This window comes from Kytococcus sp. Marseille-QA3725 (assembly GCF_054950055.1).
In genome coordinates this window covers 1,438,565-1,463,661 of record NZ_JBUCLA010000001.1, presented here as the reverse complement: position 1 = coordinate 1,463,661, position 25,097 = coordinate 1,438,565, and the positions used below count along the sequence as shown (strand labels likewise).

The 25,097-nt window shown below is 70.8% G+C and carries 23 protein-coding genes, 2 pseudogenes and 1 riboswitch; of the genes and pseudogenes, 16 read left to right on the top strand and 9 right to left on the bottom strand.

All coding sequences use genetic code 11. From position 1 onward, the window contains the following. From ACY8FT_RS06710 to ACY8FT_RS06700, 3 genes are all read left to right on the top strand, one after another. Entirely contained in the window at positions 1-372 is a 372-nt protein-coding gene (locus ACY8FT_RS06710) for a DUF3817 domain-containing protein (RefSeq protein WP_462418123.1), read from the top strand. Between the two features lie 43 nt (positions 373-415). After that, on the top strand, positions 416-2,005 hold the full coding sequence (gene guaA, locus ACY8FT_RS06705) for a glutamine-hydrolyzing GMP synthase (protein WP_462418122.1): 1,590 nt from the start codon (positions 416-418) through the stop codon (positions 2,003-2,005). 413 nt (positions 2,006-2,418) lie between these two features. Beyond that, entirely contained in the window at positions 2,419-2,895 is a 477-nt protein-coding gene (locus ACY8FT_RS06700) for a hypothetical protein (protein WP_462418121.1), read from the top strand. 245 nt (positions 2,896-3,140) lie between these two features. On the opposite strand, the gene ACY8FT_RS06695 is transcribed toward ACY8FT_RS06700, so the two are convergent. Further along, positions 3,141-4,238: a lysylphosphatidylglycerol synthase transmembrane domain-containing protein gene (locus ACY8FT_RS06695; protein ID WP_462418120.1), complete on the bottom strand. Its 1,098-nt coding sequence runs from the start codon at positions 4,236-4,238 to the stop codon at positions 3,141-3,143. An 80-nt stretch (positions 4,239-4,318) separates the two neighbouring features. On the opposite strand from ACY8FT_RS06695, the gene ACY8FT_RS06690 reads away from it, so the two are divergent. Continuing rightward, positions 4,319-5,086: an NUDIX hydrolase gene (locus tag ACY8FT_RS06690; protein ID WP_462418119.1), complete on the top strand. Its 768-nt coding sequence runs from the start codon at positions 4,319-4,321 to the stop codon at positions 5,084-5,086. Here the strand turns inward: ACY8FT_RS06690 and ACY8FT_RS06685 are convergent. After that, entirely contained in the window at positions 5,049-5,402 is a 354-nt protein-coding gene (locus tag ACY8FT_RS06685) for a hypothetical protein (RefSeq protein ID WP_462418118.1), read from the bottom strand. The genes ACY8FT_RS06690 and ACY8FT_RS06685 overlap by 38 nt on opposite strands. A gap of 57 nt (positions 5,403-5,459) precedes the next feature. On the opposite strand from ACY8FT_RS06685, the gene pcrA reads away from it, so the two are divergent. The 3 genes from pcrA (at position 5,460) to sucD (ending at position 10,185) form a co-directional block, all read left to right on the top strand. Continuing rightward, a complete protein-coding gene (gene pcrA, locus ACY8FT_RS06680) occupies positions 5,460-7,967 on the top strand; it encodes a DNA helicase PcrA (RefSeq protein ID WP_462418117.1) in 2,508 nt (835 codons plus the stop codon). A gap of 137 nt (positions 7,968-8,104) precedes the next feature. Beyond that, complete coding sequence (gene sucC / locus ACY8FT_RS06675; RefSeq protein WP_462418116.1) at positions 8,105-9,289, top strand: ADP-forming succinate--CoA ligase subunit beta; 1,185 nt, start codon at positions 8,105-8,107, stop codon at positions 9,287-9,289. Between the two features lie 2 nt (positions 9,290-9,291). Continuing rightward, a complete protein-coding gene (gene sucD, locus ACY8FT_RS06670; protein WP_462418115.1) occupies positions 9,292-10,185 on the top strand; it encodes a succinate--CoA ligase subunit alpha in 894 nt (297 codons plus the stop codon). Between the two features lie 79 nt (positions 10,186-10,264). On the opposite strand, the pseudogene ACY8FT_RS06665 reads toward sucD, so the two are convergent. Further along, positions 10,265-11,335: pseudogene (locus ACY8FT_RS06665) on the bottom strand (IS30 family transposase); the annotation flags it as partial. Positions 11,336-11,420: 85 nt separating this feature from the next. Between ACY8FT_RS06665 and ACY8FT_RS06660 the strand changes: the two are divergent. The 3 genes from ACY8FT_RS06660 (at position 11,421) to ACY8FT_RS06650 (ending at position 13,986) form a co-directional block, all read left to right on the top strand. Next, the gene (locus ACY8FT_RS06660; protein WP_462417288.1) at positions 11,421-12,728 is read left to right on the top strand and encodes an ISL3 family transposase; all 1,308 of its coding nucleotides are present in this window, start codon (positions 11,421-11,423) and stop codon (positions 12,726-12,728) included. Positions 12,729-13,536: 808 nt separating this feature from the next. Further along, positions 13,537-13,764, top strand: a complete 228-nt coding sequence (locus tag ACY8FT_RS06655) for a hypothetical protein (protein ID WP_462418114.1) — start codon at positions 13,537-13,539, stop codon at positions 13,762-13,764. 54 nt (positions 13,765-13,818) lie between these two features. Then, complete coding sequence (locus ACY8FT_RS06650; RefSeq protein ID WP_462418113.1) at positions 13,819-13,986, top strand: hypothetical protein; 168 nt, start codon at positions 13,819-13,821, stop codon at positions 13,984-13,986. A 106-nt stretch (positions 13,987-14,092) separates the two neighbouring features. Here ACY8FT_RS06650 and ACY8FT_RS06645 read toward each other — a convergent pair whose 3' ends face one another. The 4 genes and pseudogenes from ACY8FT_RS06645 to ACY8FT_RS06630 all read right to left on the bottom strand — a co-directional run bounded on the left by ACY8FT_RS06645 (position 14,093) and on the right by ACY8FT_RS06630 (position 17,468). Beyond that, positions 14,093-14,392 (bottom strand): hypothetical protein, encoded by a 300-nt coding sequence (locus ACY8FT_RS06645; protein ID WP_462418417.1) that lies wholly within the window; start codon positions 14,390-14,392, stop codon positions 14,093-14,095. A gap of 157 nt (positions 14,393-14,549) precedes the next feature. Beyond that, positions 14,550-15,555, bottom strand: a pseudogene (locus tag ACY8FT_RS06640) (IS110 family RNA-guided transposase); the annotation flags it as partial. 811 nt (positions 15,556-16,366) lie between these two features. Then, positions 16,367-17,128 (bottom strand): hypothetical protein, encoded by a 762-nt coding sequence (locus ACY8FT_RS06635; RefSeq protein WP_462418112.1) that lies wholly within the window; start codon positions 17,126-17,128, stop codon positions 16,367-16,369. 202 nt (positions 17,129-17,330) lie between these two features. Then, positions 17,331-17,468 (bottom strand): hypothetical protein, encoded by a 138-nt coding sequence (locus ACY8FT_RS06630; protein WP_462418111.1) that lies wholly within the window; start codon positions 17,466-17,468, stop codon positions 17,331-17,333. 404 nt (positions 17,469-17,872) lie between these two features. On the opposite strand from ACY8FT_RS06630, the gene ACY8FT_RS06625 reads away from it, so the two are divergent. After that, positions 17,873-19,144 (top strand): cell division protein PerM, encoded by a 1,272-nt coding sequence (locus tag ACY8FT_RS06625; RefSeq protein ID WP_462418110.1) that lies wholly within the window; start codon positions 17,873-17,875, stop codon positions 19,142-19,144. On the opposite strand, the gene ACY8FT_RS06620 is transcribed toward ACY8FT_RS06625, so the two are convergent. Continuing rightward, positions 19,131-19,538 (bottom strand): hypothetical protein, encoded by a 408-nt coding sequence (locus tag ACY8FT_RS06620; protein ID WP_462418109.1) that lies wholly within the window; start codon positions 19,536-19,538, stop codon positions 19,131-19,133. The two genes, ACY8FT_RS06625 and ACY8FT_RS06620, sit on opposite strands and share 14 nt — an antisense overlap. Before the next feature lie 208 nt (positions 19,539-19,746). Between ACY8FT_RS06620 and ACY8FT_RS06615 the strand changes: the two genes are divergently transcribed. Then, positions 19,747-20,613 carry a DUF2382 domain-containing protein gene (locus ACY8FT_RS06615; RefSeq protein ID WP_462418108.1) on the top strand — a complete coding sequence of 289 codons (867 nt, stop codon included), beginning with the start codon at positions 19,747-19,749 and terminating at the stop codon, positions 20,611-20,613. A gap of 121 nt (positions 20,614-20,734) precedes the next feature. On the opposite strand, the gene ACY8FT_RS06610 is transcribed toward ACY8FT_RS06615, so the two are convergent. Continuing rightward, complete coding sequence (locus tag ACY8FT_RS06610) at positions 20,735-21,439, bottom strand: prepilin peptidase (protein WP_462418107.1); 705 nt, start codon at positions 21,437-21,439, stop codon at positions 20,735-20,737. A gap of 72 nt (positions 21,440-21,511) precedes the next feature. Here ACY8FT_RS06610 and purN point away from each other — a divergent pair, with 72 nt between their 5' ends. From purN to ACY8FT_RS06590, 4 genes are all read left to right on the top strand, one after another. Further along, complete coding sequence (gene purN / locus ACY8FT_RS06605) at positions 21,512-22,123, top strand: phosphoribosylglycinamide formyltransferase (protein WP_462418106.1); 612 nt, start codon at positions 21,512-21,514, stop codon at positions 22,121-22,123. Position 22,124: 1 nt separating this feature from the next. After that, a riboswitch (ZMP/ZTP riboswitch) is annotated at positions 22,125-22,203 on the top strand. Between the two features lie 22 nt (positions 22,204-22,225). Beyond that, positions 22,226-23,854: a bifunctional phosphoribosylaminoimidazolecarboxamide formyltransferase/IMP cyclohydrolase gene (gene purH / locus ACY8FT_RS06600; protein ID WP_462418105.1), complete on the top strand. Its 1,629-nt coding sequence runs from the start codon at positions 22,226-22,228 to the stop codon at positions 23,852-23,854. Between the two features lie 57 nt (positions 23,855-23,911). Continuing rightward, complete coding sequence (locus ACY8FT_RS06595; protein WP_462418104.1) at positions 23,912-24,760, top strand: bifunctional 5,10-methylenetetrahydrofolate dehydrogenase/5,10-methenyltetrahydrofolate cyclohydrolase; 849 nt, start codon at positions 23,912-23,914, stop codon at positions 24,758-24,760. Continuing rightward, a complete protein-coding gene (locus tag ACY8FT_RS06590; RefSeq protein WP_462418103.1) occupies positions 24,744-25,088 on the top strand; it encodes a DUF3017 domain-containing protein in 345 nt (114 codons plus the stop codon). Before ACY8FT_RS06595 ends, ACY8FT_RS06590 begins: the two co-directional genes overlap by 17 nt. The last annotated feature ends 9 nt before the right edge of the window (positions 25,089-25,097 follow it).

Sequence of the window (25,097 nt, the reverse complement as noted above, 5' to 3'; positions counted from 1 at the left end):
GTGGTCGACCCCGTCATGCGTCCGCAAAGTGCCGACGACCCCACCATCCGCACCAAGCTGAAGGTCTGGCAGGTCCTGGCGTTCGTGGAGTCGTTCGCCCTGCTGGTGCTGATCGGCGTGATGGTGGCCAAGTACGGCTTCGACCTGCCGCGCTACAGCGAGCTGTGGTCGCCCATCCACGGGTTCATCTTCATGGCCTACGTCGTGGCCACGGCCGTGCTCTGCTTCGCGCTCCACTGGGGTCTGGGCCGCATGCTGTGGATCATGGTGTCCGGCTGCATCCCGTTCTGGTCCTTCGTCATGGAGCGCAAGGTCACCAAGGACGCCCGCCTGCAGATCGACGGTCCGCTGCAGGCCGGCCGGCGGCGCTGAGTCGCGCACCGGCACGCACGGGCCGACGGTAGGCTTGCCCGCCGTGAGTGACCTCCAGTCAAACCCGGTTCTCGTCGTCGACTTCGGCGCCCAGTACGCCCAGCTCATCGCCCGGCGCGTGCGGGAGGCGAACGTCTACTCCGAGGTCGTGCCGCACGACATGCCTGCCGAGGAGGTGCTGGCCAAGGAGCCGGCGGCGCTGATCCTCTCCGGCGGCCCGTCCTCGGTCTACGCCGAGGGTGCCCCGCGCCTGGCCGACGGCCTGCTCGAGGCGGGGGTGCCGGTGTTCGGCATCTGCTACGGCTTCCAGGCCATGACGCAGGCGCTGGAGGGCACCGTGGCGCGCACCGGCCAGCGCGAGTACGGCTCCACCCCGGCCACCGTGACCGAGGGCGTCGACTCGGTGCTCTTCGCCGGGCAGCCTGCCACGCAGTCGGTGTGGATGTCGCACGGCGACTCCGTGAGCGAGGCCCCGGCCGGCATGGTCACCACGGCCAGCACCCCCGGTGCCCCGGTGGCCGCCATCGAGGACCGGGAGCGGCGGCTGTTCGGCGTGCAGTGGCACCCCGAGGTCATGCACTCCGCGCACGGGCAGGAGGTGCTCGAGAACTTCCTCCGCGACGGCGCCGGGCTCGAGGGCCGCTGGACCAACGAGCACGTCATCGAGACACTGGTGGCGGACATCCGTGAGCAGGTCGGGGAGGACCGCGTGCTGTGCGCCCTCTCCGGTGGCGTCGACTCCTCGGTGGCCGCGGCACTGGTGCAGAAGGCCGTCGGCGACCAGCTCACCTGCGTGTTCGTCGACCACGGTCTGCTGCGCGCGGGCGAGCGGGCGCAGGTCGAGACCGACTTCGTGGCCGCCACCGGGGTCGACCTGGTGACGGTGGATGCGACCGACCAGTTCCTCGGCGCGCTCGCCGGTCAGACCGACCCGGAGACCAAGCGCAAGATCATCGGCCGAGAGTTCATCCGCACCTTCGAGCAGGCCGCGCGCGACGTGGTCGCCGGCCGAGCGGGGGAGCACACCGGGGACGAGCACCCGGTGAAGTGGCTCGTGCAGGGCACGCTCTACCCGGACGTCGTCGAGTCCGGTGGCGGCTCGGGCACGGCCACCATCAAGTCGCACCACAACGTGGGCGGCCTGCCCGACGATCTGCAGTTCGGGCTGGTGGAGCCGCTGCGCATGCTCTTCAAGGACGAGGTGCGCGCGATCGGCCGCGAGCTCGGTGTGCCCGAGGCGATCGTCGCGCGCCAGCCCTTCCCCGGGCCGGGGCTGGGCATTCGCATCATCGGCGAGGTGACGGCTGACCGGCTGGAGACGCTGCGCGCCGCCGACGCGATCGCGCGCGAGGAGCTCACGGCCGCCGGCCTGGACGACTCCATCTGGCAGTGCCCGGTGGTGCTGCTCGCGGACGTGCGCAGCGTGGGTGTGCAGGGAGACGGTCGCACCTACGGCCACCCGATCGTGCTGCGCCCGGTGAGCTCCGAGGACGCGATGACCGCCGACTGGACGCGCCTGCCCTACGACGTGCTCGAGCGGATCTCCACCCGCATCACCAACGAGGTCGACGAGGTCAACCGCGTGGTGCTCGACGTGACGAGCAAGCCGCCGGGCACCATCGAGTGGGAGTGACTCGCCGCAGCCTGCTGTGAGGAAAATCACGTCACGGGTTGATTCTCTTGTGCCGGAAGGCAAGAGGGTGCGCGTGGCGGGGTTTCCCTCAGGTTCTGAGTGCCGCGGCGGGCGGGGTGGCCTGGGATTTCGCCCGGTGGCGCCCGCTGACTTGAAGGACTCCTCATGAGCAACTCCCAGATCCCGCGTCGCTCGGTGGCCAAGGGCGCTGTCTGGACCGTGCCCGCCGTCACCATGGCCGCCGCTGCGCCGGCGACTGCCGCCTCCGGCGCCTGCACCCCGACGCTCCGCGTCTCGGGTGGGCCGACCTACGACTGGGGGGGGGCGTCGGCACCACCCCCGGTGCCACCACCCAGAGTCTGGACGTCGGTGCTCAGATCTTCGTGGACAACCTGCCCGAGGGTGTCACGATCGTGAGCGTCGACTACAAGTGGTGGATCGCGAACCGGATCGGCCAGACGTCGTCCGGCCCGGGTGCGTTCTGGGTCGGCAACTCGACCTCGAACCGTCGCGGCCAGAACCTGTCGGCGATGCCGTGGACCCCGAAGTCCCCTGGGTGGAAGACCACGGTGTCGACCACCGCGAACCTACGGGACGTGGTCTACCCCGACGGCGTGAGCCGGCCCTCGTGGGACCTCAACATGCACTTCGACGGTGGCTCGGGTGCCAACGGCACCTACACGCCCGGCCCTGACGGTTGCGTCGACGGGACCACGGGCCCGTCGGGTCGTTTCGCCATCACCTACAGCGGTGTGACCAAGCTGGCGGCATGCCCGAGCCCGCAGGGCATCCTGCCGAACTTCTGGACGGTCAACGTCGTGCTCTCCAACGGGCAGGTGCTGACCACCACGGTGGCCCAGAGGGGCGACGAGAACTGCCACAAGGTCTGATCCTTGAGATGCAGAAGGAGGGTGGAGCCTTCAAGGCTCCACCCTCCTTCTGCATCTCCTCAGAACCCGCCTGACGGCACCGGGTCGTCACCAAGCTCAGGGCCTCCCAACGCGGAAAGGTGTGGGGTAACGCGCCCTCGACGGCGCGCTACCCCACACCTCACCGCGCTACCCCACGCCTCACCGCGTCGGGACGCTCCTCCGAGGGCGCCCTGGCCGCGAACGCGCCCGGTTCCCCGTCCGACCTACTGCGTCCCGGGGCGGTTCCCGGCGCGGCCGGCGGTGAGGATCCACACGGCCCCGGCCACGACGCCGGCGGGCACGTGCAGCACGTTCGTGAACAGGCTGAACAGCAACCCCGCCGCCGAGGCGCCGGCCGGGCTCGCCCCGCCGGCCACCAGGATCGCCAGGGCCCCCGCCTCGGTGACGCCCATCGAGCCGGGGGTCACCGGGAACGCCGTCAGCAGACGCCCCACCGCGTACGCCGCGAAGGCCTGCACCGGCGAGATGTCCACCCCCATGAACCGCAGGCACAGCCAGAACACGACGGCGTAGAAGCCGAGGAAGCCGGCCATCCCGAGCGTCATGGTCCAGCCGCCGGTGCGCACGGTCGTGGCGATCCGCTCCCGCAGGTCGAGCGCCACCTGCCGGAAGTCCTCCCGCTCCACGTCCAGCCGGGCGATGAACGGCGACGCGAGCCACCCGATGCTCGACCCGATCGCCCCGGCGACGGTCCGCGAGGCCACCGCCAGCACGAAGCCGACGAGCAGCCCACCACCGGCACCGCCGCCGATCATCAGCGAGAGCACCACCTGCCTGGGCAGGGTGCCCACGGCCTCGTAGAGCATCCACGCCGCCGCGATCGCCGGCAGCGCCGCCCGCCCGAGGATGTTCCACACGCCGATCACCGTCAGCGCCGAGGACACATCCTTGCGGGGGAACCCCCAGCTGCGGAACATCGCATAGGTTGCACCGACGCCGACCGCACCGCCGAGCGGGAAGGTCGTGGAGATCATCGTGCCCACCAGGTTCGAGATGACCGCCTGACCGGTCTTCAGCCCGCGGATCGAGCCGGTCATGACCAGCGTGTAGAAGAGCACCGCGACCGAGGTCAGCCCCGTCAGCCACGCGATGTTCGGCCCCGACAGCCGGCCCAGCTGGGTGCCGATCTGCGTCCAGGTCGTGTCCGCGATCCACGGCAGGCCCCAGATGATGATGGTGCCCGCGATCCCCAGCCCCAGGAAGGCCGAGGCGATCCGGGCCGGGGACAGCGAGGCGCCCTGGGGATCGAGGTCGTCGTCGAGGGCCGAGATGGCGGTCGAGCCCGGTGAGTGGTCGGTCATCGCGAACATCCTGCATCACGCGTGCGTCGTGCACCCCCGACTCGGGGCGGACACCCACCCCGCGTGGTGGGATGGGGTGCATGGACGAGGAGACCTTCCACCGCCCCGACCCGACGGGCCCGATCCCGCTGTTCGTGCGGGTGGGCGAGGTCGTGCTGGCCGTCGGCCACGGCGTCGACCCGACCTGGCTGGCGGCCGAGATGGGTGCCCCGGCCGTGCCCGGCGCGCACCCGCGGGTCGATGCGGGGGACCTGCGCGAGAGCCCGCGCGGCGGGTCGCTGGAGCGCCCGCTGGTGCTGGACTTCTCCGACGGCCACGACCCGCAGGACCTCCCGGAGCCGGCCACCCCGGGCATGGTGGTGGAGGTCGGGTCCCCCGAGCGGCGCCAGCGGGTGGCCACCCACGCGGTCGTCTTCGACGCGGCCGGCGAGCGGGTGCTGCTGACCGGCCTCTGGGACGACTACACCGACACCGAGTTCTGGAACTGGCCCGGTGGCGGTGTGGACCCCGGGGAGACCTTCGCCGAGGCCCTGGCCCGCGAGGTGTGGGAGGAGACCGGTCACGAGATCGCCGGGGCCGAGCCGCTGACGGTGCGCTCCTGGACCGGCCGCGGCCGGCGGGGCGACGGGGTCGAGGAGGACTACCACGGCATCAGCCTGGTGTGGGCGGCCACGGTGGCCGAGGAGCTCGAGCCGGTCGTGCACGACGTCGGCGGCTCCACCACCCGGGCGGCCTGGGTCGCCCTGGACGACGAGCGGGTGGGTGGACGCATCCGCCGCAACGTGGCGGACCTGCAGCGCGCGGTCCACCTCAGAACAGGTGCCAGAGGCTCGCGACCAGGACGTTGAGCACGGCCAGGCCACCTGCGGAGTTCCGCAGGGCCTGGGCCTCCGCGCCGCGGCGCTCCTTGTCGGCCGCGATCTCGCACAGCCCCACCACGATGAGCGAGATGACCACCTTCACCCCGATCTTCGCGTGGTCCAGCGGCATCCCGTCGGTCTCGGCCAGCAGCACCAGCAGCAGTCCCGTGAGCAGCTGCACCCGTGCGCCCCAGAGCATGACGGTGTTGATCACGTCGGTGCGCAGTGAGACGAGCCAGCCGCCCACCAGCGCTGCCATGCCCAACAGGTGCACGACGGCCAACAGCTCAAAGATGGTGTGCATCCGGTCATCGTAGGAGGGCCGGAGGTTGTCGTGGCTGCGACTTACGATGGACCCACCATGAGCAATCCCTTCGCAGAACTCGACCTGTTCGGCAACGCTGCAGGGCCCGTGGGCTCGTCGACCGGGGGAGCGGCCGAGGGCGAGGGAGTGCCGAAGCAGGACTCCGGGGTGGGGCCGGACGGCGTGCCCGACTGGGCGCGTGAGGGCGCTCCGCCGCCATCCACCGGGTCGGCCCGTGCCCGCCACCGCGCGGCGAGCGGGTCCGCGGGCACCGAGGAGGACCTGCTCACCGGTCTGAACCCGCAGCAGCGCGAGGCCGTGGTGCACTCCGGGTCGCCGCTGCTGCTCATCGCGGGGGCCGGCTCGGGCAAGACGAGGGTGCTGACCCACCGCATCGCGCACCTGCTGCGCTTCCGGGGCGTCCACCCCGGGCAGATCCTGGCCATCACCTTCACCAACAAGGCCGCGGCCGAGATGCGCGAGCGCGTCGAGGCGCTCGTCGGCCCGCCAGCCCGCGCCATGTGGGTGTCCACCTTCCACTCGGCCTGCGTGCGCATCCTGCGGCGCGAGGCCAAGACGGTCGGGCTGCGCTCCACCTTCTCCATCTACGACGCCGCGGACAGCCAGCGGCTGATCAGCCTGGTGGTCCGCGAGCTGGACCTCGACCCCAAGCGCTTCCCGTCCGGTGTGGTGGGGCACCGCATCTCGGCGGCCAAGAACGAGCTGCTCGACGCCGAGGCGTTCGCCGCGACGGTGGCCGAGAACAACCCCTACGACCGTGCGATCGCGGAGGTCTACACCCGCTACAGCCAGCGGCTGCGCGAGGCGAACGCGCTCGACTTCGACGACCTCATCATGATGACGGTCAACATCCTGCAGGCCTTCCCGCAGGTGGCCGAGCACTACCGGCGCCGCTTCCGTCACATCCTGGTGGACGAGTACCAGGACACGAACCACGCGCAGTACGTGCTGGTCCGCGAGCTCACCGGAGGGGCCGGGGCCACCGGCGTGCCCGAGCCCGGGCAGCAGGGCGCCGAGCACGCCGTCCCGCCGGCCGAGCTGTGCGTGGTCGGTGACGCCGACCAGTCCATCTACGCCTTCCGCGGCGCGACCATCCGCAACATCGTGGAGTTCGAGACGGACTACCCGGAGGCGACGACGATCCTGCTGGAGCAGAACTACCGCTCCACGCAGACGATCCTGACCGCGGCCAACACGCTCATCGAGCGCAACGAGCGCCGGCGGGCCAAGAACCTGTGGTCGCAGGCGGGTGACGGGGAGAAGATCGTCGCCTACGTGGCCGACAACGAGCACGACGAGGCGAGCTTCGTCGCCGAGCGGATCGACGCCCTGGTGGACGCCGGTGACGCGACCCCTGGTGACGTGGCGGTGTTCTACCGCACCAACGCCCAGTCGCGGGCGCTGGAGGAGGTGTTCGTCCGCGTCGGCCTGCCCTACCGCGTGGTCGGCGGCACCCGCTTCTACGAGCGCCGCGAGATCAAGGACGCACTGGCCTACCTGCGGGTGCTGGTGAACCCGACCGACACCGTGAACCTGCGGCGCATCCTCAACGTGCCCAAGCGCGGCATCGGCGACCGCGCGGAGGGTGCCCTGGTGGCGCTGGCCGAGCGGGAGCGCATCCCCTTCGTCGCCGCGCTCGCCCGGGCCGACGAGGCACCCGGCCTCGCCACGCGCTCCCTGCGGGCCGTGCAGAGCTTCTCCTCGCTGCTCGAGGCCCTCGGCACGGTCGCCGAGGCCGGGGGAGGGGTGGCCGACGTCCTCGAGGCAGTGCTGGAGCAGACCGGCTACGCCCAGCAGCTGCGGGACTCCGACGACCCGCAGGACGAGAGCCGGCTGGAGAACCTGGCCGAGCTGGTCTCCGTGGGGCGGGAGTTCGACGAGGCCGCCGCGGACCCGGACAGCCCGTCGGAGGGCACCGCCAGCGGGGTCGAGCACCTGTCGGCCTTCCTGGAGCAGGTCTCGCTGGTGGCGGACACCGACGCCGGGGCCGAGGAGGACGACGGGCAGGGCGTGGTGACGCTCATGACGCTGCACTCGGCCAAGGGGCTGGAGTTCCCGGTCGTCTTCCTGACCGGGCTGGAGGACGGCACCTTCCCGCACATGCGCTCGCTGAACGACCCGGACGAGCTCGAGGAGGAGCGCCGGCTGGCCTACGTCGGCATCACCCGGGCCCAGCAGCGGCTGCACCTGTCGCGTGCCACGGTCCGGTCGGCCTACGGGTCGCCGCAGTACAACCCGCCGTCGCGCTTCCTCGGCGAGCTGCCCGAGCACCTGCTGCAGTGGGAGCGGGAGGGCTCGACGGCCGCCCACGCCCCGACCAGCCAGCCCGCCGTGGCACGCCTGGCCGGGCGCATCGCCCCCGAGCGCAGCAAGAAGGTCATCGCGCTGGACGCGGGCGACCGGGTCACGCACGACTCGTTCGGCCTGGGCACGGTCGTCCGGGTGGAGGGTGCCGGCGACAAGGCGATGGCGCACGTCGACTTCGGCGGCGACCTGGGCACCAAGCGGCTGCTGCTGCGCTACGCGCCGGTCGAGAAGCTCTGAGACCGCGCGGTCGAACGTGACCCAGGTCGCGTCCACCGCCGGGATCGGGCCTCCGAGGACCGACTAGAGTCGCTGGAGGCAGACCCGTGCACGCGGGTCGTCACAAACAGTCGAAATCGTGAGGACGGTGTCAACTCGTGGATCTCTTCGAGTACCAGGCCCGTGACATGTTCGAGAAGCACGGGGTGCCGGTGCTGGCCGGTGAGGTCGCCACCACCCCGGAGGACGCTCGGACTGCCGCGGAGCGAATCGGGCAGAAGTCCGGTGGTGTCGTGGTCGTCAAGGCCCAGGTCAAGACCGGTGGTCGTGGCAAGGCCGGCGGTGTGAAGCTCGCCAAGTCGGCGGAGGAGGCCGAGGAGGCCGCCCGTCAGATCCTCGGCATGGACATCAAGGGTCACACCGTGCACAAGGTGATGATCGCCCAGGGTGCCAAGATCGCCGAGGAGTACTACTTCTCCATCCTGCTGGACCGCACCAACCGCTCCTACTTGGCCATGTGCTCCAAGGAGGGCGGCGTCGAGATCGAGCAGCTCGCCGTCGAGCGCCCGGAGGCCCTGGCGCGCATCGAGATCGACCCGTCGGTCGGCCTGGACGACGCCAAGGCGAAGGAGATCGTGGAGGCCGCCGGCTTCACCGACTCCCAGGACAAGATCGCCGACGTCCTGCAGAAGCTGTACACGGTCTACACCGAGGAGGACGCCTCGCTGGTCGAGGTGAACCCGCTGGTCAAGACCGAGGACGGCGAGATCATCGCCCTGGACGGCAAGGTCACGCTGGACGGCAACTCCGACTTCCGTCAGCCGCACCACGCCGAGCTGGAGGACAAGGACGCCGCCGACCCGTTGGAGGCCAAGGCCAAGGCCAAGGACCTCAACTACGTGAAGCTCGACGGCAACGTCGGCATCATCGGCAACGGCGCCGGCCTCGTGATGTCCACCCTGGACGTCGTCGCCTACGCCGGCGAGGACAAGACCGGTGGCAAGGCCAAGCCGGCCAACTTCCTCGACATCGGTGGTGGCGCCTCGGCCGAGGTGATGGCCGACGGTCTGGACGTCATCCTGGGCGACGAGCAGGTCAAGAGCGTGTTCGTCAACGTCTTCGGCGGCATCACCGCCTGCGACGCCGTTGCCAACGGCATCGTCAAGGCCCTGGAGATGCTGGGTGACGACGCCACGAAGCCGCTGGTCGTCCGCCTGGACGGCAACAACGTGGAGGAGGGCCGCCGCATCCTGGCGGAGGCCAACCACCCGCTGGTGAGCATTGCCGACACGATGGACGGCGGCGCCGAGAAGGCTGCCGAGCTGGCCGCGAAGGAGAACTGAGCATGGCGATCTTCCTGAACAACGACTCCAAGGTCATCGTCCAGGGCATGACCGGCTCCGAGGGCATGAAGCACACCCAGCGCATGCTGACCTCGGGCACCAACGTCGTCGGTGGCGTGAACCCGAAGAAGGCCGGTACCGAGGTCGAGTTCGAGGGCGGCAAGAGCGTCCCGGTCTTCGGTTCCGTGAAGGAGGCCATGGAGGCCACCGGCGCGAACGTGTCGGTGCTCTTCGTGCCGCCGAAGTTCTCCCAGGGCGCCGTCATGGAGGCCATCGAGGCCGAGATCGGCCTGGCCGTGGTCATCACCGAGGGCATCCCGGTGCAGGACACCGCCGAGTTCTGGGCCGAGGCCCGCAAGAACGGCAAGACCCGCATCATCGGCCCGAACTGCCCGGGCATCATCAGCCCCGGCAAGTCGAACGCCGGCATCATCCCGTCCGACATCGCCGGCGCCGGCCGCATCGGCCTGGTGTCCAAGTCGGGCACACTGACCTACCAGATGATGTACGAGCTGCGTGAGTTCGGCTTCTCGACCGCCATCGGCATCGGTGGTGACCCGATCGTCGGCACCACCCACATCGACGCCCTCGAGGCGTTCGAGGCGGACGACGAGACCGACGCCATCGTGATGATCGGTGAGATCGGTGGTGACGCCGAGGAGCGCGCCGCCGAGTACATCAAGGACAACGTCTCCAAGCCGGTCGTCGGCTACGTCGCGGGCTTCACCGCCCCGGAGGGCAAGACCATGGGCCACGCCGGCGCCATCGTCTCCGGCTCCTCCGGTACGGCCGAGGCCAAGAAGGAGGCCCTCGAGGCCGTGGGCGTGAAGGTCGGCAAGACGCCGTCCCAGACCGCTGACCTGATGCGCGAGATCATGAAGGGCATCCAGGGCTGACCAGGCCCTGAGGCCACCTGCGAAGGGGCCCCCGCACCCGAGAGGGCGGTTTCAAGGGGTCCTCGCAACACCTGATGGCCTAGTTGGTTGTCAGTAGATCACGCAGGCGCTCGGCTGGGTTTGCCCAGCCGAGCGTTTTGCGTGGGCGGCCGTTGAGTTCCTGGGCGACGTATTCGAGTTCGGCCGGGCCGTGGACCGACAGGTCGGTGCCCTTGGGGAAGTACTGCCGCAGCAGTCCGTTGGTGTTCTCGTTCGACCCGCGCTGCCAGGGTGAGTGTGGGTCGCAGAAGTACACCGGTACACCGGTGGCGATCGTGAACTGCCGGTGAGCGGCCATCTCGCACCCCTGGTCCCAGGTCAGCGACCCACGCAGGTGCTCTGGCAGGGTCCCGATCAGGTCGACCAGGACGTCCCGGACCTCCTCAGCGGTGTGCCCACCGGGCAGGTGCCCGAGCATCACGTACCGGGTGGAGCGTTCCACCAAGGTCAGGATCGCGCTGCGTCCACCAGCGCCCAGGATCAGATCACCCTCCCAGTGGCCCGGCACGGCCCGGTCTTCCACCTGCGCGGGACGATCACTGATCATGACCATCGGGTCGGTGAACCTCTTCTGCCGCTGATCGGGCCTGGTGCGGGGCACCCGGCGGGCCCGCCCGGTCCGCAACGCGGTGGCCACCTCGCGGCGCAATCCGCCGCGGGCCTGGAAGTACAACGCCTGGTAGATCGTCTCGTGACTCACCCGCACAGTGTCGTCCTGCGGGAACGCCCCTGGCAGGGAACGGCTGATCTGTTCCGGGGACCACCGCAGGGCGAGTTTCTCGCTGACGTAGTCCCGAAGCGCTCCCGGTCGAGCCAGCTTCGACTCCTTCGGCCTGGCCCGCGACCGGGCCCAGGCCCGCTGGGCCCGGTGGGGCAGGTACACCCCGCCAGTGCTGTACGTGTCCAGTTCCCGCTTGACCGTGGACGCCGACCGGCCCAGCACCCGGGCGATCCCTCGCAACGACATGCCCTGCCGGTGCAGGTCAGCGATGGTCTCCCGGTCCGTCACGGTCAGATACCTGGGGTGCAGGCGTTTCTCCACCACCGACAGGGAGGGCTCTACCGACACGATCCTGGTCATACCGGCTCTTCGCAGTTGACGGTGTAGTCGGTTGAGCGCGTCGGTGGCCGGGTAGGGGTCGAGGTCTCCCGGATGATGGAAGTTCTTCACGCTCGCCATCCCGAAAGACCTCGACGTGCTCCACCCTACTTTCGCGACCCCTGACCTGACCACGTTCTGCCGCCTCGACGAGCTCGGCCTCGTCGCCGTCGGCCAGCTGATCGAGCCGGATCGGGCCACGATCGAGTGCCGCGTCGTCGAGGACGACCCGTGGTGTCGGACGTGCGGCGTCGAGGGCGTGCCGCGGGACACGGTCACGCGTCGACTGGCGCACGAGCCGTTCGGGCACCGGCCGACGACCCTGCTGGTGCGGGTGCGCCGGTACCGGTGCGGACACTGCCGGCGCACGTGGCGGCAGGACATGACGCGGGCAGCGGCGCCGCGTGCGAAGATCTCCCGCGGCGGCCTGGAGTGGGCGCTGCGGGGCATCGTCATCGACCACCTCACCGTCACCCGCGTCGCCGCAGGTCTCGGGGTGTCCTGGAGTGCCGCGAACGCCGCCGTCCTCGCGGAAGGCAAGCGGCGCCTGATCGACGACCCCGCCCGGTTCGACGGGGTCACCACGATCGGTGTCGACGAGCACGTCTGGCGACACACGAGGCTGGGCGACAAGTACGTCACCGTGATCATCGACCTCACGCCCGCGAGGAACAAGACCGGGCCGGCGAGGCTGCTGGACATGGTCGAGGGCCGCTCCAAGGCGGTGTTCAAGCAGTGGCTCGCCGCCCGCCCTGCGGACTGGGCGAAGCGGATCGAGGTGGTCGCGATGGACGGCTTCGCCGGGTTCAAGACCGCTGCCGCCGAGGAACTCCCCGACGCCGTCCCCGTCATGGACCCGTTCCACGTGGTCCGCCTCGCCGGCGACGCGCTGGATGTCTGCCGGCGTCGGGTCCAGCAAGACACCACCGGTCACCGCGGGCTCAAGGGCGACCCGCTCTACACAGCCCGCCGCACCCTGCACACCGGGGCGAGCCTGCTCACCGACCGGCAGCGGGCACGCCTGGACGCAGTGTTCGCGAGCGAGGAGCACGTCGAGGTCGAGGCGACCTGGGGCATCTACCAGCGCATCGTCGCGGCCTACCGGGAGCCCGACAAGAAGAAAGCGAAGGCGATGATGCAGGAGGTGATCGCTGCGATCAGCAGCGGCGTTCCCGCGGCGCTCGTCGAGGTCCGCAAGCTCGGCCGGACCATGAAGCAGCGGGCGGGCGACATCCTCGCGTTTTTCGACCGCCCCGGCACCAGCAACGGCCCGACCGAGGCCATCAACGGGCGACTCGAACACCTCCGCGGCTCCGCCCTCGGCTTCCGCAACCTCACCCACTACATCGCTCGGTCGCTGCTCGAAGCCGGAGGGTTCAGACCCGCGCTACACCCTCATTCGTGAAGAGCCGTCATACCCGTGGTGTAGTCCACCCGTCGCCCATCGGGATAGATCCTGGCCCCGTTGGTCCTGCGCACTCCCCGGTCCCAGTCCTCGGCCGTACGCACGTGCACCCCGACCCGTTCGGCGGCATCCCGACGGGTGACTCCAGCAGCACGTAACCGGTCGTACTCACCCCGCCGCGGATGAGGCCCTGTCCCCGGCCGACCCCGACCAGACAACCCCGCCTTGCGCACCCACCCAGCAGCGGTGTTCTCGTTCGCCCCGACCGCACGCGCAGCAGCCCGCACATTCCCCTGATGAGCATCCAACGCCGCCCAGAACGCGCTCTTGACCTCAGACAACCACATGGTCCTCGCAACTCCCTGAAGAACAGGGTGTTGCGAGGACCACTAGAACCCGCCGAGGGCGCGGGGGCCCCTTCGTGTCTCCCCTAACTCCGGAGCCCGGGTTACTCCCTGGGGAGGGGAGGGCAGTGAGAGGCGGCGCGTCGTCTGTTGTGTCAAGAGTGAGAGAAAGAGCGTTCCAGAATCGTGCTCTCCGCTTTCGCGGAATCAGGTGACGTAACGTGGGAATGATTCGCATCACGGCCGGAGTCGCCTCTCGATGGCAATTCCCTCCAGCGGGTGATTCATGGTCTGTTGATCCAGTGGATCGTTCAACACGTGATGCACGGCACATGTGGAGAAGGTGAGGTCGACTGCGGCCGAATAAATTCATCAATCGCTGAGGATTGGGGCAGGAGGTCTTCTGAGAATTATTCGTCAGAAGTCAATCCCACGTCCCACGCACAGAGAGAGGCGTCCTGATCATGTCGATCTCCCGCCGCCACGTGGTGAAGGGTGCCGCCTGGAGTGCACCCGCCATCGCCACCATCGCTGCTGCGCCGGCTCTTGCGGCCTCCACTGCCTGCCAGCCCACCGTCATGAGCGGATTCAACGCCAATCCCGTGCTCACTAGCACCGGTACCGGCTCCACCACGATGTCCGACGGCTCGCAGGTGTCCACCAAGCTGGTCGGCAACACCTACATCCGGTAGGCCTACGAGAACGACCCCTCCGGCGCGCTGGCCAACGGCCCGGCGACGCTGGACGTGTTCACCCCCGGTGGGCAGACTGGCAGCTGGCTGTCCCTGCACCAGGGCGCCACCGGCACCAGCGTGTACCAGGACGCCCTCGCGGTCACCGTCCCGGGCGCTGTCACGGGGCACCCGAACTACCAGCAGCTCCACTTCTCGCCCATCGGCTACGCCGTGGCCTGACGCGCGACGTACGCAGGGCGTCGGGGCCGAATGGCCCCGCGTGCATGCTGAGAGGCCCCGCACCCGGTTGGGTGCGGGGCCTCTCAGCATGGGGTCGGGATGGGGATCACTGCATGGGGCGGTACTCGACCCAGCCGATGTTGCCGAGCTGGCCGGTGAAGCCGTTGTCGGTGGTGAAGCCGCCGGTGTCCTGCAGCGAGCCGTCGCCACCGGCGTAGTAGTTGGCGAAGTAGTACTGCCTGTTCTGCTCCACCACGCAGTACCCGCCGGTGTTGACCGTGAAGGAGCCCTCCAGCAGCGTGTTGTCCCAGGTCTCGGGCTCGACCGTGGCGGGGTGGGTCAGGCCGCCGTTCCAGGTGAAGGTGAACACGTCGTAGGTGATCGTGGTTCCGTTCGGGTCGGTCATCTCTGCAGTGCTGCATGCCGGGCCGGACCAGTTGGAGCCGCCGGTGGTGGCGGTGAAGCCGTTGTTGGCCGCGCTGGTGTCCACCATGCCCTGGGGGGTAGGCGACGACGAGCTCGAGCGGACCGTTCAGGGTCACGTTGGTCGGGTCGGACTGGGCGTCGCAGCGGCGTCGGGCCAGGCAGATCGGGGCAGCGTTGTGCTTCTTGCCTTGAGCTCGTTTGCGGTCGTAGTAGGCGCGGCTGGTGGGGTCTGACAGGGCGGCGAAGGCTGCGAGGAAGAAATTGTTTGTTGCCTGCCCTGCTGGGGTGCTCGCCGCGGATGGACGTACCGGATCGGCGGGTGGCAGGGGCTGGGCCGGCGTAGGCGGCCAGGTGGCCTGCGGTCGGGAACGAGCTGCCGTCGCCGACTTCCAGCAGGATGCGTGCTGCGGTCCTGACGCCGATGCCGGGCATGGACGTCAGGACCGGGGAAAGAGGGTGCGCATCGAGCATCTCCTCGACCTGGGCCGCGACGGCCTTGCGCTGTTCCAGCAAGTGGGTGAGCTGTCCGGCGAGTTGGGGCAGGACGACTTCTGCGGCGGTGGTGCCGGGGACGGTCACGGTCTGTTGGCCCATGCCTCCATGAGGGCGTCGTGGGTGGCGCGGGGCCCCGATGGCGCGTTCCAGGGCGGGGTGGATCTGGGTGAGCAGGCCCCGGATCCGGTTGGTCACGCGGGTGACTTCGCCGGCGAGGTCGTCGTCGAACCCGATGATGACCTGCAGATCGGCCAGGGCTTCCTCGCCGGTGTCCACGGCACGTAGGGCGTGGGGCGTGGTGCGGGCGGCTTCGGCGGTCACGTACGCGTCGCGGGCGTCGGTCTTGGCGTTGCCGGGGTGCAGGTCAGCGATCCGGCGTATCGCCAGCCCGGGCAGGTAGGCCACGTGGGCGCCGACCTCGCGGGCCACGGCGATGGGCAGGGCGCCGATCGAGGCGGGTTGGTCCACCGCGACCAGCACGGTCCCGTGGTCGGCCAGCTGGGGGAAGAGTTCCCGTAAGCGGGTTTCGTCCTGCGGCAGGGGTCTGTCGTGCAGCCTGTTTCCGCCGGGGTCCAGAGCGCAGGCGTGGTGTTCCTGCTTGCCGACGTCCAGCCCGATGTACACGGCGATCTGGTCGGTGGTGATCACTGGCGGTCCTCCTGTGAGGTGCTCAGAACCATGGTCGCCCCAGGGGTCAGGCCGCGGTGTGCTGGCATCCACGTCTGCGTTGAGACCTCCGAAGTTCAGGTCGGGGCCGGGTCCCTATTAGCAGTCATCACCGGGCCACCGGACCGGGCGACAACACCCCCCCCGGATCATGACCACGACAGGGGAAATCAGTCATACCCGGCCTAGCGACCAGCCCCCACGGAGTGGGAGCACCAAGAAGGTAACGAGGGCACTTCTTGCTTCTATGTGAGGCGCGCCACTGGTGTGTCAGTGGTCCAGAGCCTCGCTGTATTCGTCGGTCCCCCCGCGGGTGCATGTTCTGCCCCACCGCGTGTGACGGCCAGATGCTGGGGGAGGAGGGTCGGGGGAGTGGTGACCGCGCAGCGTGAAAGCGTAGTTTGCGCTGTTGCTCAGTCGGGCCTGCGGGCAGGCTGGTTGCTTGACGTCGTGGCGGCGGGTCTGTGGTCCAAGGTATGTCATGGGCCCTGCGGCGCGAGGCCTCGCGGGTGCGAGGGTGTGGATTCAAGGCTCGGTGCGGCGTGCCCGGTGGCCCGGGCCCGGGAGGGGTTCGGTTTGGGGTGTCCGCGGGGTTGGTGGCCTAGTTGGCGGGATCGGGCTGCCAAGCCACCGTTGCTTGACCCGCTCGGGTCGGCTGGAGCGCCCGAATGGTCACGACTCACTGGATGTTTCGTGGGGATCAAGGAAAGCCGAGGGGCCTGTGATGAGAGAAAACTCCCTCACAGGCCCCTCGGCTTAGCGGTCCTCCGCGACTACGCGTGGAGGGTGGAACTCAGAGCGTGTCGCGCGAGTCGGTCAGGCGGACCCAGCCCGGACCGCCGGCACCCTGGATGAGGCCGAGGTTGCCGACGTAACCCTCCGTCGTCGTGAAGGTACCGGTGGCTTCATCGCTCCACTCGCCGTTGAAGCCGCCAGCGAAGTAGCTCGTGGCAACGGGCTCGCCCCGGGAGCCGCAGTACTGGGAGTTGAATCGGAAGTTGCCAGCCAGTTCGGTGCCTGCCCAGCCGTTGATGTAACCCTCATCCACAGTCTCGCCGGTGGGGGCTGGCTCGTAGGTGAAGACAAACTGGGCGTAGTCCTGGGTGACACCGTCCGGGTTCGTCATCTCGACGACGGAAACCTCGGGGGCGCTCCAGTTGGTACCGGCGGTCTGCTGGAACAGGCCGTCGGGGTCGAACCGCAGAACGTCCTGGTTCATCATGTCGGCGGGGAAGGCCACCACGTACTGGAGCGGTGCCTCGAACGTCGCCGTGGTCGTCGGGGCGCCGTTCACCTCACCGACGGCCACGCCGGCCGGATTGCCGCCGTAGAAGGGGTCCATGTTGTCGATCTTCAGGCCCGTAAGGAGGCCGTCGCCGCCTGCGCAGCTGACGAGATCCAGAGACTGGCCGGCGGCAACGCCACCCAGGAACTCGTACTCCACCGCGGACGCCGCGACGGCCGGGGCGGCGGCGGTGACGGCGACGGCCGGCACGGTCCAGGCCATGCCCTTGGCGACCTGGCGACGCGAGGTCAGGTTGGTGTTGGTGGTCATGATGACTCTTTGAGAAAGGAAAAGTGTGGTCTGAGTGGACTGTTGCATCGCTGCAGCAGTTGCAGAAGGGACAGTACCCGTTCCTGGGGAGAACGGAAACTCGTTAGGGGGCAGTGGGGGCTCTCCGTGCCAGGTGAGAGATCTGTGCCACGTCGCAGGCTGGTGGTCACGAGATGCGACTCGTGTGCGTCGGGGCAGCGCGTCACGGCGCCGCGTGCGTCGCCCCGCGCGTGGCCAGCTCGGCCGTGTAGCCGTCGAGAATCGGCTGGTTCACCAGCCCGGAGCGCGATGACGGCTCCACCCGGAGGCGCGTCCGGGCGTCTCGTGCCGCTGTGCGCACGCCGTCCTTCGGGGGGTCCTGTGGCTGGGGCGCCTGGGCGCTGGTCGTCGACTCCGCCGGTTCCGGGGACTCGACCGTGGGTGGCGTGGTCGCAGGTGTGCTGTCCGAGGAGTTCCCGCAGGCGGTGAGGCCACCCGGGGCCAGGGTTGCGGTCAGCAGGAGCGCACGACGCGCGCCTCCGTGCCGGGTGGTCGTTCGACGTGGTGCCGTGTACCCCGTGGTCATCCCCTCGGTTCACTCACCGGTGGTGCATGCTCGGTGCGTCGTCGGCCCGCTGACCCGTGAACCGGGGGGCTTGTATCGCACAGCCCTGCAGGGCATTTGGGTTTCATTGAGCGGTGAGGGCAAGTCCCCGCGTGGCACTCCACAAGCGCTCCGGCCCCTGCGAGGCATGATGTGCGGCGATGCCGACCCCCCGCCCCGACCCGCGCTCCGCCACCACTCGCCGCCCCGTCCGGCGCAGGGGGCTCGACCGGTCACCCCTCGGGCCCGCGCTGGTCGCAGGTGGTGGTTGGGGCCTGGTGGCCGCGCTGGTGGTGCACCTGCTCTCCGTCCTGGTCACCTTGGTGGTGTGGGTTGCGTCTCCCTCCGGGCAGTGGGAGGCCGCTGATTCCGTGGGGGTGGGGCTCCGCGCCAACGCCCTGGCGCATGGTGCCGCCACCACGGTCGGTCAGAGCGCTGCGACGGCCGACGGCCAGCAGCTCACGCTCCACGGCGGCCCCACCCTGTTGGCGGTGCTGGGGGCGTGGGGCGTCTGGCGGGCCGTGCGCACGCTGGTGACCCGCGTGGAGTCCGCGGGTGAAGGCCAGGCGGGGGACGACGTGGTGCTCGCGTCCGCCGGGGCCGTCGCCGGGGGATACGTCCTGGGGCACGTGCTGCCCGTGCTTGTGGCCGGTGGGGGTGGCCTCGCCGCACCGATGACCTGGACGCTGGGGCTCCTGCTGGTCGCGGGGCTCGCCGCGCTCTGCGGGCTGCTGTCGGCGTGCACCGCCGAGCGGCGGGACGTCTGGTTCTCCGACTGGCCGCGGGACGCGGGGGAGGCCGTTCAGGACGCGTTGGCGCCGGCCACGCGCACGCTGCTGGAGCTGGCTGCCGCATCCCTGGCCGTCGCGCTGGTGACCGTGCTCGCCCACTGGTCGCAGGTCTCCGCCGTGCAGGGGCAGCTCGGTGCCACGGGCGCCGCCTCGGTGCTGCTGGTGCTCGTCCAACTCGGGTGGTTCCCCAGCGCCCTGGCATGGGCCGGGGCCTGGCTCTCCGGGGCGGGAGTGCACCTGGGGGAGGGCGCCCTGACCCCCGGGGGCTCCCCGGACGGGGCGCTGCCGGCCGTGCCGCTGCTGGCCGCCCTGCCCGACGCGGGCACCTTCAGCCCGGCGTGGTGGGCGGTGCTGCTGGTGCCCGTCGCCCTCGGCACGCTGGTGCCGCCACGGGCCCGGGCGCAGGCCGAGCAGTTCGTGGAGGGGTCCGGCTGGGTGGGCGTCGCCGTGCGCAGCGCCGTGGCCTGCCTGCTGGTCGCCGTCTTCCTCACCGCCGTCGGCCCGCTGGTCGCCGCCGGGGTCGCGCCGGGCCCGCTGGATGGCATGGGACCGCCCGCGTGGTGGGGACTGGCGCTGGGGGGCGAGTTGCTGTTGGGCGCCGCCCTGCGGATGGGGGTCGAGCAGCTGCTCAGCCGCCGGTGAACTGGTTGAACGTGCTGGTCCAGTCCTGCGTGCACTCGGACTCGGCCTGCAGCGTGTTGGCGGCCGTCACACACTCCTGCAGCGCCATGGAGTGGTTGAAGAACAGGTAGGGCAGCAGCGTGCCGGCCAGGGACATGGACGCGAACACGAACCCCAGGGCCGTCCACAGCACCGCGGGCGCCGGGGACGTGCCGATCTGGGCCCGCAGGGTGCGGACGAAGAAGTACAGGCTGGGCAGCAGGGCCACGGCCGCGACGAGGCTCCACGGCATCGGCAGCATGCCGAGCAGCACGCCGGTGATCAGCAGCAGGGCGGCGCGGCGAGAGTCCCGCAGCATCTCGGGCGACGGGGCATCCGGGAGGCGTCCCTGAGGGGGACGGGCGGGCTGGGACACGGGTCTCCTGCTGGGTCGGGGGCGGCGGTTCCACCGCGGGCGCGGCCGAGTGTATGCGGTGGATTTCCCCGCTCTCAGGCCGTGACATGTCCCACGCAAGGTTCTCCCGCTCTCGGGTTGCGAGCCCGTCTGCGGTGGTTAGGTTGGAAGAGAAGCCCCTCACGGGGAACCGACCGTCCGGTCGTCGAGGCCGGATTAGGAGGACGGAATGTTCAGCAAGGACCAGCTCCGCGCCCTGCGCAACGGCACGATGTACGGCGCCGACGGCGAGAAGATCGGCAAGGTGGAGGAGATCTACCTGGACGACCGCACCAACGAGCCCGAGTGGGCCACCGTGAACACGGGCCTGTTCGGCACCTCGCAGTCGTTCGTGCCGCTGGCCGGCGCCTCGACCTCCGACGACGGCCTGACCGTCAAGTACACCAAGGAGCAGGTGAAGGACGCCCCGCGCGTCGAGGGTGGTCAGCACCTGGACGCCGAGCAGGAGCGTGAGCTCTACCGCTACTACGACATGGGCGCCGACGACCGCGACATGGACCGCGACCGCGATCGTGACCGTGACGCCGCGGTGGGCACCGCCGGCGCCGCTGGCACCGCCGGTGTGGCCGCTGACCGCGACCGCGACATGGACCGCGACCGTGACCGCGTGGACGACCGCGACATGGACCGCGACCGTGACCGCGTGGACGTGGACGACGACTCGATGGTGCGCCACGAGGAGCGCCTGAAGGTCGGCACCCAGCGTGAGGAGGGCGGCAACCTCCGTCTGCGCAAGTACGTGGACACCGAGGAGCAGACCGTCTCCGTGCCGGTCGAGACCGAGACCGCCAAGGTCGTGAGCCGCCCGGTGGACGGTCGCGCGACCGACGGCCGTGACGCCTTCCGTGAGGAGGAGGTGTCGGTGGACCTCAAGAACGAGCGCCCGGTCGTCTCCAAGGAGACCGTGGCCGTCGAGGAGGTCGGCATCGAGACCGAGCGTCACACCGAGAACGTCCAGGTGTCCGACTCCGTGCGCAAGGAGCGCGTCGAGGTCGAGGGTGACGACGTGGACGTCGACCGCGACGGCCGCATCTGATGCACCTCGTGGGTGACGGTCGCTGACCGCCACCCCGGGGCCCCGCCGGGAGCCCCCGTCCCCCACCGGGTGACGGGGGCTCCCGGCGTGTGCGGGCGTGCGGACAGGGGAGCGCGGCCGCTCAACGGGCCAGGGTCAGCACCCAGCAGGCCCAAGTCGCGAGCACCATCGACGGGCCGAAGGGGACGTGCGTGGTCCGGGTGGCCCGGCCGAGGAACATCAGCACCAGGGCCGCGACGGCGCCGACGGCGAACGCACCCCACGCGGCCAGCAGGAACGGCCCCCAGCCCAGCCAGCCGGTGAGCAGCCCGGTGGACAGGGCGAGTTTGGCGTCTCCCAGGCCGATGCCGCCGGCGGTCAGGAAGGCCAGCACCCAGAAGGCCGCCCAGAGGGACGCGGCCGCGAGCACGGCCCGGGTGAACGACGACCAGTCCCCGGTGACCAGTGCGACCAGGGCCAGGACGGTGAGCACCACCGCCGCTGTCGGCAGGGTGAGCCGGTTGGGCAGGCGGTGGACGTCCACGTCGATGGCCGAGGCCGCCGCGCCCACGAGCACCACGGTGCCACCGAGTAGGCCGGAGAGCACCACCGGCAGCCCGTCGCGTGACCCCGCGGCTGCCACCTGCACCACCGGGGTGCCGACGGCGGCGGGGACGGCCGCTCCCAGCGCGCAGGCCCAGGGGAGCCACGGGAAGCGGGGGACCGGGTCGGGCTCGTCCGTGTCGCGACGGTGCACCCCGGCGGCCAGGCGGGAACGGATGCGCTCGCCGACCAGCAGGGCCAGGACGCCGCACACGCAGGCGAGGACGGCGGCCGTGGTGGTCATGGGGCGCACGCTAGCCATCCGGTGCCGTCCTCCGACTGGGTCGTCCACAGGCCGCTGGCTACCCTGTCGCCCGTGACCGAGACCACCCGCCGCCCTGCCCCTCACCGCCTCCGTGTGGTCGTGCTGCTCTCGGGAGCAGGATCCACCGCCCAGGCCGTGTTCGACGCCGCGGCCGACGGCGCCGCCTTCGAGGTGGTCGGCGTGCTGGCCGACCGGCCCGCCGACGGGCTCCGGCGGGCCGAGGAGCACGGGCTGCCCACCCGGATCGTCGCCCCGCGCGACCACGCGGACCGGGCGGCCTGGGACGCGGCGCTGGCCGCCGCGGTGGGGGAGCTCCGGCCCGACGTGGTGCTCTCGGCGGGCTTCATGCGCATCCTCGGTGCGGCCTTCCTCTCCGCCTGGGGCGGCCGCACGCTCAACGCCCACCCGGCGCTGCTGCCGTCCTTCCCCGGGGCACACGGGGTGAGGGACGCCCTCGCGCACGGGGTGCGGGTGACCGGCTGCACCCTGCACGTCGTCGACGGCGGCGTGGACACCGGGCCGATCGTGGCGCAGCGGGCTGTCGAGGTGCTGCGCGGCGACGACGAGGCGACGCTGCACGAGCGCATCAAGCAAACCGAGCGGGAGATGCTGGTCACCGAGCTCGCCCGCATCGCGGAGGAGGGCCTGCCCGAGCTCCCCTAGACTGAGCCCACACGACTGGCGCGGGTGGAGGACCACCGGGAAGTGACGCATCGTGGGCATCGCCCGCCTGGGTGCCCCGCAACCGACCGAACGGGAGTCACCGTGAGCAACGAGTCCACCGTCCGCCCCATCCGCCGCGCGCTCATCAGCGTCTTCGACAAGACCGGCCTGGACGACCTGGCCAGGGGTCTGGCCGACGCCGGCGTCGAGATCGTCTCCTCCGGCGGATCCGCCGCCCGGCTGCGGGAGATCGGCGTGCCCGTGACCGCCGTCGAGGACGTCACCGGCTTTCCCGAGTGCCTGGACGGCCGCGTCAAGACGCTGCACCCGGCCGTCCACGCAGGCATCCTGGCCGACCGCACCCGGCCCGAGCACGAGCAGCAGCTGCAGGAGCTGGGCGTGGCCGCCTTCGACCTGGTGGTGGTGAACCTCTACCCCTTCGCCGAGACGGTCGCCTCCGGCGCGGACCGTGCCGCGATCATCGAGAAGATCGACATCGGCGGGCCGTCGATGGTGCGTGGCGCGGCCAAGAACCACGGCAGCGTCGCCGTGGTGGTGGACCCGGCCAGCTATCCGCAGGTGCTCGAGGCCGTGCGCGGCGGCGGCCTGGACCTCGCGGCGCGTCAGCGCCTGGCCACCCGGGCATTCGCCCACACCGCGGCCTACGACGTGGCCGTCTCCACCTGGATGGCGCAGGACGGCGCGGTGGACGTGGACTCCGACGGGGCCGTGGACGCCGGGACCGACGCGGGGGAGCCGGCCGTGGTGTTCCCCGCCGACCGGTCGGCCGCGTGGGAGCTGGCCGAGACCCTGCGCTACGGCGAGAACCCGCACCAGTCCGCCGCGCTCTACCGCGAGCCGGTGGCCGGCGGCGCCCCGGCGCCGGGCGTGGCCGGTGCGGAGCAGCTGCACGGCAAGGCCATGAGCTACAACAACTACGTGGACGCCGACGCCGCCTGGCGTGCCGCCCACGACCACGGCGACCAGCCGACCGTGGCCGTCATCAAGCACGCGAACCCGTGCGGCATCGCGGTGGGGCCGGACATCGCGACCGCGCACACCCGGGCCCACGCGTGCGACCCGGTGAGCGCCTACGGCGGCATCATCGCCGCCAACCGCGAGGTGACCGTGGAGATGGCCCAGACGGTGAAGGACATCTTCACCGAGGTGGTCGTCGCGCCCTCCTTCGCGCCCGAGGCGCGGGAGATCCTGCAGGCCAAGAAGAACATCCGGCTGCTGACGGCCCGGGCGCCGGAGCGCGGCGGCCTCGAGCAGCGCCCGATCAGCGGCGGTCTGCTGGTGCAGCAGCGCGACGTGCTCGACGCCCTTGGCGACGACGCCGCCGACTGGCAGCTCGTCTCGGGCGAGGCGGCCGACGAGCAGACCCTGGCCGACCTGCAGTTCGCCTGGCGTGCGGTGCGGGCGACCAAGTCCAACGCGATCCTCCTGGCCAAGGGCGGCGCGAGCGTCGGCATCGGCATGGGGCAGGTCAACCGCGTGGACTCCTGCCAGCTGGCGGTCTCCCGTGCCGGTGCCGAGCGGGCCCGGGGCTCGGTCGCGGCGTCGGACGCGTTCTTCCCGTTCGCCGACGGTCTGCAGGTGCTGCTGGACGCCGGCGTGGAGGCTGTCGTCCAGCCCGGTGGGTCCAAGCGGGACGAGGAGGTCGTCGCCGCCGCGCAGCAGGCCGGCGTGACGATGTACCTGACCGGCACACGCCACTTCGCGCACTGATCCGGCGGGGTGCGCGCCCTCCGTGGGGGCGCGCACCGGCCGTGGGAACATGTCGCCATGACTGCGCGCATCCTCGACGGCCGGCAGGTACTCCAGCAGATCAAGACGGACCTCACCGGTCGGGTGAGTGCCCTGCTGGAGGCCGGACACACCCCGGGTCTCGCGACGGTGCTGGTGGGGGAGGACCCCGGCAGCCAGTGGTACGTGGGGGCCAAGCACAAGGACTGCAAGGAGATTGGCCTGCCAAGCTACCGGCACGACCTGCCGGCCGGCACGGACCAGGCGACGGTGGAGCGGCTCATCGACGAGCTGAACGACGACGACCGCGTCACCAGCTTCCTCGTGCAGCAGCCCACCGGGCTGGACGAGTTCGCGCTGCTCTCGCGCGTGGCGCCAAACAAGGACGTCGACGGGCTGCACCCCTACAACCTCGGCAGAATCGTGCACGGGGTGCCCGCGCCGCGTGCCTGCACGCCGGCCGGCATCATCGAGCTGCTGCGACGCCACGACGTGCCGCTGTCCGGCGCCGAGGTGGTCGTCGTCGGCCGCGGGCTGACCGTGGGACGGCCGCTGTCGCTCATGCTCGCGCTGCGCGAGGTGAACGCGACCGTGACCGTCGTGCACACCGCCACGCGCGACCTGCCGGCGCACCTGAAGGCCGCGGACGTCATCGTGGCCGCCTCCGGTGTGCCGGGCACGGTGACGCGGGAGATGGTGAAGCCCGGTGCCGCGGTGCTCGACGTGGGCGTCTCGCGCGTGGACGGCAAGATCGTCGGCGACGTCGCGCCGGACGTCGCCGAGGTGGCGGGCTGGGTGAGCCCCAACCCCGGTGGCGTGGGTCCGATGACGCGGGCCATGCTGCTGCAGAACGTTGTCGAGGCCGCCGAGCGTGCCGCCGGTTCCTGACGACCACGAGCTCCGCACGGGGTGGAGCGGTCCGCTCGCGGACAAGCGGGGGCCGGACATCCACCCGTGCGACACGCTGGTGGACCTGGGGCTGTGGTGGGTGCCGACGCTGTTCGTCGTCGCCGGGCTGGTGATGGTGGCGGTCGACCACGTGCGCCCCGCCATCGTGGTGATGGCGGTGGGGGCGGTCATCGCCGCCGTCGCGCGCTCGGTGGCGCCCGAGCGGGCGGCGGGGGGACTGGTGACGCGCAGCCGGGTGGTGGACGTGCTCATGTGGCTTGTCACCGCCGGTCTGCTGTGGATGATGTCGCGCCTCATCGAGCTCTGAACGACGGAA

Excerpts from the sequence above, each read along its gene's own strand:
- ACY8FT_RS06695 (WP_462418120.1), bottom strand. The coding sequence starts at position 4,238 with ATGACCGACCACTCACCGGGCTCGACCGCCATCTCGGCCCTCGACGAC.
- ACY8FT_RS06690 (WP_462418119.1), top strand. The coding sequence starts at position 4,319 with ATGGACGAGGAGACCTTCCACCGCCCCGACCCGACGGGCCCGATCCCG.
- ACY8FT_RS06685 (WP_462418118.1), bottom strand. The coding sequence starts at position 5,402 with ATGCACACCATCTTTGAGCTGTTGGCCGTCGTGCACCTGTTGGGCATG.
- pcrA (WP_462418117.1), top strand. The coding sequence starts at position 5,460 with ATGAGCAATCCCTTCGCAGAACTCGACCTGTTCGGCAACGCTGCAGGG.
- sucD (WP_462418115.1), top strand. The coding sequence starts at position 9,292 with ATGGCGATCTTCCTGAACAACGACTCCAAGGTCATCGTCCAGGGCATG.
- ACY8FT_RS06655 (WP_462418114.1), top strand. The coding sequence starts at position 13,537 with ATGTCGATCTCCCGCCGCCACGTGGTGAAGGGTGCCGCCTGGAGTGCA.
- ACY8FT_RS06645 (WP_462418417.1), bottom strand. The coding sequence starts at position 14,392 with ATGACCGACCCGAACGGAACCACGATCACCTACGACGTGTTCACCTTC.
- ACY8FT_RS06635 (WP_462418112.1), bottom strand. The coding sequence starts at position 17,128 with ATGACCACCAACACCAACCTGACCTCGCGTCGCCAGGTCGCCAAGGGC.
- ACY8FT_RS06625 (WP_462418110.1), top strand. The coding sequence starts at position 17,873 with ATGCCGACCCCCCGCCCCGACCCGCGCTCCGCCACCACTCGCCGCCCC.
- ACY8FT_RS06615 (WP_462418108.1), top strand. The coding sequence starts at position 19,747 with ATGTTCAGCAAGGACCAGCTCCGCGCCCTGCGCAACGGCACGATGTAC.
- ACY8FT_RS06610 (WP_462418107.1), bottom strand. The coding sequence starts at position 21,439 with ATGACCACCACGGCCGCCGTCCTCGCCTGCGTGTGCGGCGTCCTGGCC.
- ACY8FT_RS06595 (WP_462418104.1), top strand. The coding sequence starts at position 23,912 with ATGACTGCGCGCATCCTCGACGGCCGGCAGGTACTCCAGCAGATCAAG.